Origin of the sequence: Chitinophaga pinensis DSM 2588, assembly GCF_000024005.1 — a bacterium.
GTDB lineage: Bacteria > Bacteroidota > Bacteroidia > Chitinophagales > Chitinophagaceae > Chitinophaga > Chitinophaga pinensis.
This window is the reverse complement of the sequence record NC_013132.1, coordinates 3,978,926-3,992,072: the sequence shown is the minus strand read 5'-3', so window position 1 is coordinate 3,992,072 and position 13,147 is coordinate 3,978,926. Positions and strand designations below refer to the sequence as shown.

Sequence of the window (13,147 nt, the reverse complement as noted above, 5' to 3'; positions counted from 1 at the left end):
AATCAAATAAGTCAGGCCCCGTCGGGCCTCGGTTATATAAATTCCTGCAAATCCACGGCAAAGCCAGCGGAGGATATGTCAGCTATTGGCCTTAAAACATAAGCGAAAAAGCTCATTCCTCCACAAATGCCCATCCAACCAACAAATGAAAACCAAAGAACAATCCGCCCAGGTATGTTTTTCAGCCAATAGCTGACATATCCGGAGCGCCCTCAACTATTCAGCTTCTTTATCCCCGCCTTTTCCATCTGTTCTACGGCAATGGTATGCACTCCAAATTCTTCTATTACCTTCCCGGTAATAAAGTAAAACCCCCGCTTCTGAAAAGGATATCTCCGGGCGCTTTCCGGAAAGTGTACGCTGTCTACCCAATCGCCTTTTACGTCCAGCCAGGTACCAAAGTGCATCACCTCTTTGTTCTTCTTGGTGTAAGTGTCCTTAGTGCATATCAGGTATACCAGGCAGGTAACCGTTTGGTGTACGCAGCCCGGTATGTCCGCCGCCAGCTTGTGCTGGTAAGGATCGGCATCCACCAGTTCGAACATGTTTTCCAGTGTAAAACCCAGCAGCTCTATATCCTGCATCATGTCTTTCAGCCGGTTCTGCTTTAAAGCAGGTAGCTGAAAGCTGATCTCCGGCTCCTGAAAAAGCGATTGGCCCGCAGGTATGCGCCGGGTATTCGTTTTCTGCAGGGTGTTGGCTTCCCATAGCAGTTCCCCCTTTGTTTTGCCGGTAAAGCGCAAGGCGTTTACTTTAATGAGCGTATTCAGTTGCTCCGGCGGCACTTGCGTGCGTTCTATAAAGTCCTGGAGGTGAAGATAGGCTCCGTTGCGGTCCCTTTCTTCCAGTATTTTCTCCATTAATGCGCGTTCCAGGTCTTTGATGTGTATAAATCCTACATAAACGATGTCGTTTTTTATGCTGGTCAGGTAGTCGGAGTTATTGATACAGGGGTTGTACACCGTGGCTCCGTGCTTTATCAGTTGCTGAAAGTAAAGCGCCCGGTTGTAGAATCCACCAAAGTTATTGATCACGGCTACCATAAATTCCACGGGGTAGTAAGTTTTCAGATACAGGCTCTGGTAGCTCTCTACCGCAAAGCTGGCGGAGTGCGCTTTGCTGAAGGAGTAACCGGCAAAGGAGGATATTTGCCGCCATACTTCCCGACTGATACCGGGGTCGTAGCCCCTTGCCTTACAGTTAAGGAAGAACTGCTCTTCTAACCGCTGCATTTGCTTGGTGCCTCGGTATTTACCACTCATGGCGCGACGCAGAATGTCCGATTCTGCCATGTCAAGCCCCCCGAAATGGTGCGCCACTTTTATTACGTCTTCCTGGTATACCATCACGCCGTAGGTTTCCTGTAACAGCTCTTTCATCTTGGGATGCAGGTATTCGAATTTATCGGGGTTGTGGTAGCGATAAATGTATTCCTGCATCATACCCGATTGTCCTACACCGGGCCGAATAATAGAGCTGGCGGCTACCAACGTAAGGTAGTCGCTGCACCGCAGCTTTTTCAGCAACTGTCGCATACTGGGCGATTCTATGTAGAAGCAGCCAATGGTATCGGCAGACCTGATCTGCTGTGCCACGCGTTTGTCTTGCTTAAACAGTTCTACGTCGTGTATGTCTATGGCTATGCCCCTGGTCTTGCGCACCAGGTCTACGGTGTCCTTGATATGCCCCAATCCACGCTGGCTCAGTATATCAAACTTAAACAGCGATATATTCTCCGCCACAAACATGTCGATCTGTGTAGTATAAAACCCTTTCGGTGGCAGGTCGGTAGCGGTGTAGTAATGAATGGGATTTTCACTGATCAGCATACCGCCGGGGTGTATGCTCAGGTGGTTGGGAAAGTCTTTTATCAGATCACTGTAGCGCAGTATCTGTGCGTGTACCTTATCGTCCGATTGCAAGCGCCCTTCCGCCAGCAGGTCTATCTCTGTTTTTGGCAGACCGTATACCTTCCCCAGCTCCCGCACGGTGGCTTTGTATTGAAACGTGGTATACATACCCAGCAGGGCTACATGTTCTTTCCCGTATTTTTTAAATACGAAGTCAATAATATCATCCCGGTCCACCCAACTAAAGTCGATGTCGAAATCAGGCGGCGAGGTGCGGTAAGGATTTAAAAAGCGCTCGAAGTATAAGTCCAGCTCTATCGGGTCCACATCGGTGATCTGCATACAGTAAGCTACTATCGAGTTGGCTCCGCTCCCTCGCCCTACGTGAAAGAATCCTCTGCTCCGGGCGTATTGCAGTATCTCCCAGGTAATAAGAAAATAGGCGTTGAAATTAAGGTCGTTAATGATCTTCAGTTCTTTCAGCACCCGCTCCCGTGCCACCGTATTGGTTTTTCCATAGCGGTACAGCAGCCCGTCCGTCGCCAGCTTTTCCAGTAGCTGCCGGTCGTCTTCTTTGCTGGCTGAGGCGTGTTTTTTATTCTTATCCTCTTCATAGTCCATGTCCAGGCTACACTTCTCCATCAGCAGAAAGGTATTGATGATGATCTGCGGATACGCCTCAAAAGCCAGCAGCAGTGTAGCAGGAGGCATAAAGGTTTCATGCTCACCGGCCTTGTGGGTGTCTTCTTGTTTGGAGAGTATGATGTTCTTATCAATAGCCCGCAGCAGGCGGTGTACATTGTAATGCACTTTATCCTGAAACGTTACCGGATGACGCATCAGCAACCGGCTGCCCCATTGCTGCATATCCACGCCATACAGCTTATTTACTTCCGTTGTCTGCACCCCCATGTATTCATTCACCGTCAGCAGCGGTTCGCTTTGCAGCCATTCTTTGTTAAAAGGATAGATCACAAAAACATCCGCTCCCAGCTCCACCCGGTCAGGAAAAGGCGCTTTGGCAATAAGATGTGTGGAGAGAAAACGATTGATCTGGAAAAAACCTTCATTGTTGCGGGACAGCAGCAGGTAGCACAGCGTATCTTCGTTGCGTATCTCCACGCCCGCTACCGGTTTAATGCCTGCCCGCTTACAGGCACTCACAAAGTCCCAGATGTCGGAGGTGTTGTTAATGTTGGTCAATGCCATCGTTTTCACGGCCAATTCAGATGCTGTTAGCACCAGCAGCTCATGCGGAAATGTACCGTACCGGTAGCTGAAATATGTTTTGCAGTTTAAATACATCGTTGTTCACTATTTCCTTAATCCCCTGGCTCGCATAATAGCGCCACTTCCGAATTGATTTTTGATGCTGTCGATCGCTTGGTACAGCTTGATCGATGATTCTTTATCGCTGAAAAGATTGATCTGGTAATTACCCGCTACCAGGTCGGTAAAGCTGATGCCTAGCAACCGCACCAGCAACCGCCGGTCGTAGAGTTTGTGGAATAGTTCTTTGGCTGTTTTCAGCAGCACGGCATCAGCGGAGGTATAAGCGATGGTATGGCTTTTCGTAACGGTGTTAAAATCGGAGTATCGTATCTTCACCGTTATGCAACCAGCCTGCTTATTCTGCTGCCGCAATTCAAAACCTATCTTCTCCGTCATGCGCACGAGCTGTGCTTCAAGAAAGCGCATGTCAATGGTATCGTTGGTAAACGTATCCTGCGTGGAAATGCTTTTTTGTTCAGTGTAGGGTATTACCGGCGTTTCGTCTATGCCATTGGCTTTTCGCCAGAGATCATGCCCTTCTTTGCCGAACATTTTTTCCAGCATGTATTTGGGTATGTTGGCCAGGGCGGCAATGGTGGTCACTTCCAGATCGCGCAGCAAGGCGCTGCGTTTGGGACCAATACCCGGCATTTTTTCGATCGCCAGCGGCGCGAGGTAGGCTTTTTCGGTGCCATGATACACCTGTATGGCGCCGTTAGGCTTTACTTCGTTGGTGGCTACCTTGCTTATGAGTTTGTTGCCGGCCAGTGCGTAGGATATGGGCAGTCCGGTTTCTTTGAGTACCAGTTGCTTTAGTTCTGCCACCAGTCTGGCATTGCCGAAGAATTTGTCCATGCCCGTCATATCGACGTAGAATTCATCGATGGAGGCTTTTTCGTAAAGCGGTACTTTGGAAGCGATCACCTCGGTTACGAGGCGACTGTGCTTGCTGTAGGCTTCGTAGTCGCCGCCGATTACAATGGCTTGCGGACAAAGCTGTTTGGCCATCCTCATGGGCATGGCGCTGTGTACGCCAAATTTGCGGGCTTCGTAGCTGCAGGCGGCGGCTACTCCGCGTTCTCCCCCTCCTACTATCAGCGGTTTGCCCTTTAGGGCGCTGTTATTCTTACATTCGACGGATACGAAAAATGCATCAAGGTCGAAGTGTGCTACACTTCTTTCCATATACTTATGTTTTCATCAGTTTCTTTAAAAAAAGCCTGTTGAATACTTACATGCGCACATAAGTGGTCTATTCCATAGGGTGGGAATTAAACAGGTAGTTTCTTGCTGCAATATTACCAATATTTTTAGCATTTAAAAGCTAAATAAATTAGCATTTATCCACATTGCTTGTTAGAAGGCAACATACATTTTAATTGCATAAATGCATTCTATAATAGATGCAGCAAAGCAGCAGGGCGGTAACAACATGCAGGGAGGTCGCGGCGGATCAACGCCGGGGAGCGAACGGAAGGCGAAGAAATTTTGCTGCCGCCCGTTTCTTTGGTTCTTTCTTTGGGGGACTTCTAAAGAAAGAACCTGCCCCGTTTTCGGGGCGGGCCAGTACCAGGTGGGAGAACTATTCAATCATAAGTGGCTGAAAGCGTTCGGTGTGCAGGTTAACCACGCCACCGTAGCTGAAGGTATGGTATTCGGAAAACAGCTTCCATAAATACCGGCCCGCGCATACGCCTACGATCGGGTTTACAAACAGATCCTGCCGATGCAGCGCTTCCTGTGCGGAGCAGCTAGGCCCCTGTTCTTCGCTATCAGCCCCCGCTTGCAACAGATCACCGTATAAGTCGGTGATAAAGGACAGCCGGTTCACCGTTTCATAGTCCGGAGAGGTAATCTGCTTTATCGGATTCACCGTGGAAAATATATACTGTCCGGTGTTGCGCGTATTGCCTAAATCCATATAATAAAAGGGCTGGTCGCGGTGGTGTCCTCCCCTGCTGTTGCAGCGTTTAATCAGTTCTATTATTTCATACCGCGCCGGTACATTATCTACGCAGCCAATGGTAATATTAGCATTCACCACGGCTCCTATCTGGTGAAAACTATCCCTGCTGTAAAAGCAATCATATGCCTGCCATCGGGTGCCGGAGCAACGGTTGTAGCGCGCTACCAGCGCCGCTGCTTTGTTCATCCCTACTTCGTCTTCTAAAAACCCCTGCCGCAGCCTATTGTTGTGGGTAACAACATCTCCGTCAAATACGCGCACCTGCAGTCCGGGATGTTCCAGTTCGCGCAAACAGTAGTTGATCCTCGTCAGCCATTGTACCATGCTGCTGCCATTGCCGCCGCAGCCGATCAGGTTCACGGTTACGGGGTTGGTGGGGCGCAACAGGTATTGTTCGGTAAAATGTATCTTTTTCATGCCATCAGTTTTTGTAAGGTAATAGCGGTAGGTTTTAGCAGTTCTGTAGGAAAAGCCTCGCCCGTTTGCACCAGCTTCGTCCACAGTTGTAGCAGGTTGCCCGTGATGGGCGATTCCTGCTGTATCGAATGGGTAAATTCGCTGTGAAAGAAGTAGGCCTCCCATAGCTTCATAAAATTTTCCAGATAGGTATCGTGAAAAATGGTTTTCACATTGCCCATACATACTTTACCATCGTAGCCGGTATTAAAGAAAGGAGCGCGGCACAAAGGTGTTTGCAGTCCCGGCTTTTTATCATCCTGCAAGGCATATATATACAGGTTGCTTTTGCTCGCTTTCCACACCAGCGGTGGTACACAGGCCTCTCCATCCGGCAGCTCCAGCTGGCCACCAAAGCAGAGGGAAACCTTTCTCGCAGGCGTGTACCAGATCACATGCCCGTCTACACTGGCATCAAAATGCAGCACCTGTTCCGGCAGCAGCCCCTTGCAGCGTAGAAAAGCCTGCTTTTGTTCGTCGCTTTCCGGGTAAAGCTCGTACAGCGCTGCTTTCAGCCTGTCGGCGTCTTTATAGCTTAACGGGTGCGGATTGATCATCTTTCCCCGCGCATCAAAACTGTACACCTCTGCATAAGCCGTTTCGCTGTTAGCGGAAAATACCAGCGCATACTCCGGTTGGTATGCGGAGTGTAGTAAGGCTGTTATTTCGTTCATGGTGGTCGACTGTTTCATAAGGGTAAAATTTCAAGGTCTATCAATTGACGTATCAAATCATCCAGCAACCGGGCAAAGGGCAGCCCTGTTTTTACACTGTCCTGCGGCTGGTCAAACACTTGCTTCCGGTAAGGCACCAGCGATCCGCCGTATTCGCAGAAGTCGTTATTAATGGCCTGTTCCAGCATTCGATACAGCTCCCCTTCTAAGCTCCATACAAAGGAGAGGTAGTTATACGGAGTGGCAAGGGGCGCGTAATCATCATCCTCCTCCGGTTCTTCTGAGAGGTATTCGCTAAAGCTGCCACGCGGGTACTGCGTATACAGTGTATAGGCATTTTCTGCGATGGCTTGTAGCAGGCGTTCTGCTTCCGTTGTAGGATGGTAACCCGCTAACCGTTGTGGCCATTGCGTACAGTGTATACCATTCCTTAACTTACGTCCTATCACGTCACCCCAATAATAAGCTGCTTTCAGTTCTTCCAGCGTCATTCTGTAATGTTCATATTCCACGCCATCCAGCAGCGTATCCATTAGCCACCCGTATTGGTCGTATACATAACTGTCCTCTTCCCGGTAGCTGGGTATGCCTGCATACCTCAGCAGGTAATGATAAACGCTCATAAGCAGTTCAGCGCTTTGCCGCTCTCCCTTCTTTAGCAGATCATACAGGGGCTTAAAGGGAATGAATAACAAGGTATGGGAGCAATCCACGGTACTCTCAGCACGGATGCAGTAGCTACTGCCTGTATCCTCTAATGTCAGCGTGGTTTCCGGCTCATTGTACTGTATCCATCCCTGCGCCTGTTTCAGCGCCATCAGTATATTGTTTGGAAAAGGATAATCATCCGGTACCAAGGGCTGAAACTTATATGTATCAGCCAGGTATCGCAGGGAGGTAAAGAACTGCGTGGTAAGGCGTTCCCGCACCTTTAGCAGGCGCTTGTCGGTAATAATGGGTGCAAGGCGCTGGTTTAAATACTGATGCCTGCTATCTCGCGCGGAGCGGTCTTTAACCGGTTGGCCTTTGCCTCTTCTGCGGTGGCGAAGGCGCTTATCTCCTGCATGGCTTTGTAAAGCCGCTGATGTAAGTTCCATATGGGTTCTTCTTTTTTAATTGTTTTAATCTGTCTGGCTTTCTGTTGCATGGTTATCCTTTTGATCCTATGGTAGTTTTGCATTTGTATACGATCTCGGTGGCTCCCATGCTTTCCAGTTCCGGCTGCGCCAGACTGAGTATGGGGTAGATACCGGAATAGTGGTCTAACACCTCTTCGGGCGACATGCGACCGTTGGAAGGATCAGGCAAACGAATGGGTTGTTTGCCTGTCTGTTCAACTATAAATACGCGCTTGGCGGTGGTTACGTGTAGTTTCATGTGCTAATGGTTTAAAGTAAAAGATCACTTCTGTTCTTATATATTTCCGCAATCATCGCGTCAATTTCTTCCGCATGTTCCGGAAATCGCTCCTTGCTCGGCATGGCGCTTTTTGCCTGTCCGTATTTCTTCTGCAGCAGCAGCAGTTCCACTTTCTGCTTTGCAGCCAGGTATTCGCTGTTGGGTGCTAACCTTAACTTTTCCGGCAGCTCATATCCCGGCTTTTCCTCTTTGCTGGCAGGCTTTCCCGTCTTCTGCTTCAATTTTTCCTGTGCTTTTTTGTAAGAGGCTTCTACCTCCTTTACGTTGCTCACCAAGCTGTTATCCAGCCTCACCATCCATTCGCCAAAAGCCGTGAAGTAGTCTTTATCCAGTTCTGTGGCAGGGCCGGTAATGTTCAGCGGTATTACATTGGTCAAGTGTTCGCTTTTCAGCGTTGGGTGTTGTATGGCGGTGGTAATCGTAAAGGTGTTGTCCTTGTTGCGGGTAAATACCATCGTTACAATCCCGTCTATGTTAAGTGCGTCTATCGATTGAAAGAATCCCATAAAATGATCATTGAAATGAAGAAATGCTTCCGTGCTGTAAAAACTCATATCCATTGCTTATGATCGAATCCATTACTGCCTTATCGCTGGTGCGGTTTTCATACTCCTCCTGCAGGTGCTTATACAGCCATTGATTTAATGTCTGGCATACACAGGTGCATACTTTATCCAGTTGGTCCAGTGCGTTCTCTATGTTAGGGTAACTGTCTCCGCGAGGTCCATTCACGGTGGCATCAAAATAAACCTGCACTCCATAACCTGCCGATGTGCTGTCTACTTGAACAGCAAGCGATATCAGGTCTTGCTGTATCAGCTTTACAAGGCGTTTATCATAGTCCGTACGGCAGAAGTAAAGGTCTTCTTCGGGCGCATATTCCTTCCATGCTTTATTTTCTATACAGGAAAGCATTTGCACCATATCCACATCGGCGGTAAAGCAGCTGCCGTCACCCTGAGAATAGAATCCGGAGAAGTAGATCAGGGTAATATCCATCGTTAGCCCAAAATAGCCGCACAGGTTTTGGAAGTCTTCATACACTTCGTTCCACCAGTTAAAGCCGGTGTTTATTTCGCGGCATTTGTCGAGGGCTTTGCGTTGGGCTTGCTCGTTCAGTTCATTAAAAGGAAAAACCTGTATTTCAATAGTTCTCATATAGCATTATTTTATTGTGATCGTGTAATACCCTTGCGGGTCTATCCAGTATACAAATCCACCGTTGTTGCAGGTATTGGTCGCTTCTATACAGGCGAACGCTTCATCGGCCAGTGTTTCCCTGCTGTAGTCTTTTAACCGTTTTCTGTTAAGTGCCGTTACGCCATGATACCGGTTGTAGGCGTTAATGGCATTAAGCAGCCACCGCTTGCTTTTCTCGTGGCAGGCTTCGCGTATTTCCTCCCATCCTTCTATGCTTATACTTATGCTCCATGCCATGATAATGTCTTTTTAAGGTTACCTAAATGCTTGTCCACCCACACCAGCACTTTATTACCGCTGGCTTGCGGAAAATCCTTCCATACCTGTATGCGCTGGCTGCTATGGTTATAGGGCAATACCTGCCCGTTATAATGCAACCGGGTAATAAGCTGGCTACTCAGCAGGTAACGGCTGTCCGGCACTACGCCCTCCACTTCTTCATCCCGGAAATGATAAATAAGGTAGCTGCCTTCCACGCCTGTCAGCACAATGTCGCGGCACCATCTTTCTGGCTCTGTAGCTCCGTAGTACACAAGGGTGTATACGGTATCTGTTTTAAGTGGTAAATAGGTCATTGGTTAAGATTAATGTGAAGAATAGGGGCAGCGGCAACTGCCCCGATGGCGGTATCAATAATTTTCCCCGATCAGTTGAAGGACTTGTTGGGCGCAGAATACGCCGTTGCTGTTCAACTGGCGTTGCCACGCTCCCTCGCTCGGCGCCCATATCAGTCCCCACTTTCTGCACATTTTGCGGGCAGATTCAATGGGTTTGCGGGGAAAGATCAATTGCACCCGATTGAGTTCAACGTTTTCACGGAATATCACCCCGTTCATAACCGTTTCTTTTGACTCGCGGGTGGTCGCCGCCTCCAGCTCTTTAATGCGCTCCTTTATGCGCCGCATGTTCTGATTGTTATTAGTTAGCTTATACGGTGGAAATCCCTTTGCGCCAAAGCGCGGATTACTAAGTTGCTGCCACATGTCTTCGGTGGCGAGGCTGAGTGCTAAAAAGCCGTCTTTATTGTTTTTTCGGATGCATACGTTCGCATCTTTCATAAACTGCTGCACCTCCTCCAGGTGAGTGAGCTTTTCCTGTAGTTTTTGTACGGCGTTCGGATCATCGGAAGAAATAACAGCTTCGTGTTGTTCGAATGAAAATCTCATACTGTTGCCGGGTTGTTTATTGTGCTGCCGCCCGGTAGCGGCAGGTTTGGGTGATGGTTTATTTTTGCGGGGAGGGAGGCAGGTTTTGCATGTTCTGCTACGCTCCCGCCCTGCTTTCACCCTTAGCTATAGAGAATGGCAACGGACGAGGTGGGAGGCCTGGGTGCCAGAAAAAAATACTACCCGGCGCTGGCGCCGGGTAGTATTAGGGAGCGGGGTTCCGGAAGATCTACAGGGGAAGGAAGAACAAGGGCGGCGGGTGGAGATTTTTTTCCCGCGCCCTGGCCGGACGCGTCGGCCGGCCATTATCTTTGCGAAGGGGGGATTTCAGGGCATTAAAAAAGCGCCCCTTCGGGCGCTGCTGGCTCCTATACGTTTTCTGCATCTCCTAAGTAAATTCACTGCACTTCAGCGTACATTAACAGCAATATTATTTAGCATGAATACGATCGCGCTCTTATCCAGGAGTGCGGGTTAATGGTAGGTTCGCATTTATTAATGCCAACCATCGATATTATTAATTCTGCCTTTCCAGGCAGAATTCTTTTTTTGTAGGGTTTGACTTATATTGCGTATATCCTTATTCTTAATATTCATGCAATTTAGAAACCTGGCAAAGGAATATCCTGAGTACTTAAATGATCGTTATGCCATAAGCTTCTATTCTTACGGAAACAAAGCCTTAACTAAAGAAGAAAGAGAAGCTTTCATTGAAAAATGGAAAAGTGGAACAGCTACTTTGAAGGATTGGATCAGAGCAGGCTCTGACGCGTTTTCGGCATCAACGCTAATAAACGACCCAGAAGCAATAGGCGAAACAACAGCTGCAAGGCGGTCAAAACTATATGATTGGTGGATTGAATCGATAGTCCAGCAATATCATATGAGAAGAATAAAAGACGTCCTGAGATACACACCTTCCTATGTGCAAGAGTATGCAAAACTATCTTTGGAAGAACTTGATCAGTTTTTATCAGGTAATCTGGGGCGCTATGAAGAACAGAGGTTTAGGCAGGAACTGGGATTAAAGGCTGAAGTTAATTACGGAAAGCTGATAAGTGATTTTAATTCAGGCGTATTAAAAAGTTCAGAAGATATTCATGATCCGCAGCTGGCTCACCATGCAGAAGCTATCCTGCGATACAAAAGTTATCTGGAGCTTATTGCAGCCCAAGGAATTGAGACCCCTCAGCAAAATGGCCATTCCACAGACAGCCTTACACCTCAATCTCTTTGGCCTGAGATATTTGAACTTGGTAAAAATATCACTGTAAAATACCGGTCACAGGATCATTATTATAAAGAAGATGCTTTTGTTGATTATCAGATAATCTCAGTTTCAGGAAGTTATTCACCGTCATCACTCCGAAATAAGATCGTCTCGTTATTTCAACCGGGTTTTGAGAAATTAATTGCCGAAATAAGAACGGAAAGCATAGAAGATCAGGCAGATATAATATCTGAGATAAAGGATGAACTGGAAGAGTTAAAAGATTATGTACAGAAAGCTGAGTATGTTAAAGAAGAAAGTGAATATGGTCCGCGCAAAGAATACCACTTTTTAAAATTCGACCATCTGAAGTTTGAAGGTGATAGCCCCAGCACTTTTGCATTCCACGATTCATCACGTCTGTTTATTTCGAGAAAATTAGCTCCCTATGCCGATGAATGGCTGGAAGGGATTAATGAAATTAGTAGAAAATTAGAGCATGCTGCAAATAGCTTACACTTATTGAAGCAAAGTTCCACTCCCGTAACGTATGATGTCGAGGCTATTCTTTCAAACGTATTCGTAGTAGAATCGCCTTCAGGCGGGTTACAAGGCACTGCATTTCACTTGAAAGGAGTTGGATTGGTTACCTGTGATCATTGTATCGTAGATCCTACTACAGGTAATATTCTTACGGATCTGGTTATCTACAGGGGTGGTGATCTAAATCAAAAAATTCAGGTGAAGGTATTGAAGCATAATGAACACATGGACCTTGCTATTTTGGAAATTCCGGAAGAATCACTGTCTTTTTTGAAAGATGGATTAACTGTCGGCAATTCAGACGCATTAAAACACCTTGACGATATTGCCGTTGCAGGCTACCCCAATTATAATTTTGGTGATACGGGATACTTTAATTTAGGTAGAGTATCTGGCTTTCGAGTGATTAACGGTATGAGCCATGTCCTCGTAAGCAATATCTTAGTTGGAGGAAACAGCGGTGGTCCGGCATTGAACGCTTCGGGTGAAGTGATTGGCATTGTAGCTACCGGTGCGGATAATTTTCGGCAATCGCATACAACCGAATGGCATGGCATTATTCCATCGAATATTCTGCAATTTTTAAAATAGACAAATATACACGGTCCACGTAAAATCATCAGCAACATGCAACAAACCGATCAATTCGAAAGATACGAAAAAGAAAAACCGGCGTTTTTCCAGGCAATCCGGACGCTGGAAGCCAAACATAATACCTCCATCATCGAAAAGATGAAGGAGAGAAGATATGACTTTGACAGTTTCCGTGGCGTAATGATAGAAGTTGAATTTGGTCTGTTTCTCGACCAGTTCGCCGAGAAGCTGGAATATGAACCGAACATCAACGGAAAAACACCGGATTGGCTGGCTACCATCAATGGCAGGCCAACTATCGTAGAAGTCGCCCGGCTTAAAGACTCAGCAGAAGTAGCAGAACAATCAAAATTGGATGAGGAAACCGGCATTATACATTTTCGTTTGCTAGGCAGCAAGCCTCAACGGATATTCCATAACGTTATTTGGCGTAAATCCGATAGATACGCTAACATATTGAAATCTACCGGCTACGCCTTTATCATCGGCATTTACAATACACCTGGCTCCGAAGTACGCAAATCCGATGCAGCACAATTACTCCATGGGAGATCGATCGAATATCAGTATAGCAAGAAGATCGAAATAGACAGGAGCGACACAATTTTTTATTCAGAGAATTATCCCGATATCAAGGCCATTCTTAACGGTGTACTTTGGCTGGAGCAGCCGTCCTTCGATCCATCTACCGGCATTAATGCGCAAAACCGCTTCATGTACTGGAGCAATGATAATGCGGCTAATAGCATCGGTGAGGTGGAAGCCCTGAAAGCCATTGCCGGCCGGTACGACTAAAA

Annotated in this window: 13 protein-coding genes; 2 read left to right on the top strand and 11 right to left on the bottom strand. The window is 47.3% G+C overall.

Features of this window, described 5'->3' with window-relative positions; all coding sequences use genetic code 11:
• Positions 1 to 212: 212 nt before the first annotated feature.
• The 11 genes from CPIN_RS16070 to CPIN_RS16020 form a co-directional block, all read right to left on the bottom strand.
• A complete protein-coding gene (locus CPIN_RS16070; RefSeq protein WP_012790879.1) occupies positions 213 to 3,155 on the bottom strand; it encodes a DNA polymerase III subunit alpha in 2,943 nt (980 codons plus the stop codon).
• Between the two features lie 9 nt (positions 3,156 to 3,164).
• Positions 3,165 to 4,307 carry a DNA polymerase IV gene (gene dinB / locus CPIN_RS16065; RefSeq protein WP_012790878.1) on the bottom strand — a complete coding sequence of 381 codons (1,143 nt, stop codon included), beginning with the start codon at positions 4,305 to 4,307 and terminating at the stop codon, positions 3,165 to 3,167.
• Positions 4,308 to 4,704: 397 nt separating this feature from the next.
• Positions 4,705 to 5,505, bottom strand: coding sequence for a PRTRC system ThiF family protein (locus CPIN_RS16060; RefSeq protein WP_012790877.1), 801 nt, complete (start codon positions 5,503 to 5,505; stop codon positions 4,705 to 4,707).
• Entirely contained in the window at positions 5,502 to 6,236 is a 735-nt protein-coding gene (locus CPIN_RS16055; protein ID WP_012790876.1) for a hypothetical protein, read from the bottom strand. Before CPIN_RS16055 ends, CPIN_RS16060 begins: the two co-directional genes overlap by 4 nt.
• Positions 6,233 to 7,315: a hypothetical protein gene (locus CPIN_RS16050; RefSeq protein WP_012790875.1), complete on the bottom strand. Its 1,083-nt coding sequence runs from the start codon at positions 7,313 to 7,315 to the stop codon at positions 6,233 to 6,235. Before CPIN_RS16050 ends, CPIN_RS16055 begins: the two co-directional genes overlap by 4 nt.
• A gap of 52 nt (positions 7,316 to 7,367) precedes the next feature.
• Positions 7,368 to 7,595 carry a PRTRC system protein C gene (locus tag CPIN_RS16045; protein WP_012790874.1) on the bottom strand — a complete coding sequence of 76 codons (228 nt, stop codon included), beginning with the start codon at positions 7,593 to 7,595 and terminating at the stop codon, positions 7,368 to 7,370.
• A gap of 11 nt (positions 7,596 to 7,606) precedes the next feature.
• The gene (locus CPIN_RS16040) at positions 7,607 to 8,191 is read right to left on the bottom strand and encodes a hypothetical protein (RefSeq protein ID WP_187294780.1); all 585 of its coding nucleotides are present in this window, start codon (positions 8,189 to 8,191) and stop codon (positions 7,607 to 7,609) included.
• Entirely contained in the window at positions 8,151 to 8,795 is a 645-nt protein-coding gene (locus CPIN_RS16035) for a DUF8835 domain-containing pootine (RefSeq protein ID WP_012790872.1), read from the bottom strand. The genes CPIN_RS16040 and CPIN_RS16035 overlap by 41 nt, the downstream gene beginning before the upstream one ends.
• 6 nt (positions 8,796 to 8,801) lie before the next feature.
• Entirely contained in the window at positions 8,802 to 9,074 is a 273-nt protein-coding gene (locus CPIN_RS16030) for a hypothetical protein (protein WP_012790871.1), read from the bottom strand.
• On the bottom strand, positions 9,059 to 9,412 hold the full coding sequence (locus CPIN_RS16025; protein WP_012790870.1) for a hypothetical protein: 354 nt from the start codon (positions 9,410 to 9,412) through the stop codon (positions 9,059 to 9,061). The genes CPIN_RS16030 and CPIN_RS16025 overlap by 16 nt, the downstream gene beginning before the upstream one ends.
• 54 nt (positions 9,413 to 9,466) lie before the next feature.
• On the bottom strand, positions 9,467 to 10,003 hold the full coding sequence (locus CPIN_RS16020) for a hypothetical protein (protein ID WP_012790869.1): 537 nt from the start codon (positions 10,001 to 10,003) through the stop codon (positions 9,467 to 9,469).
• 595 nt (positions 10,004 to 10,598) lie between these two features.
• On the opposite strand from CPIN_RS16020, the gene CPIN_RS16010 reads away from it, so the two are divergent.
• Both CPIN_RS16010 and CPIN_RS16005 read left to right on the top strand, forming a co-directional pair.
• Positions 10,599 to 12,347: a S1 family peptidase gene (locus CPIN_RS16010; protein WP_012790868.1), complete on the top strand. Its 1,749-nt coding sequence runs from the start codon at positions 10,599 to 10,601 to the stop codon at positions 12,345 to 12,347.
• Positions 12,348 to 12,383: 36 nt separating this feature from the next.
• Positions 12,384 to 13,145, top strand: a complete 762-nt coding sequence (locus CPIN_RS16005) for a hypothetical protein (protein WP_012790867.1) — start codon at positions 12,384 to 12,386, stop codon at positions 13,143 to 13,145.
• Positions 13,146 to 13,147 lie beyond the last annotated feature (2 nt).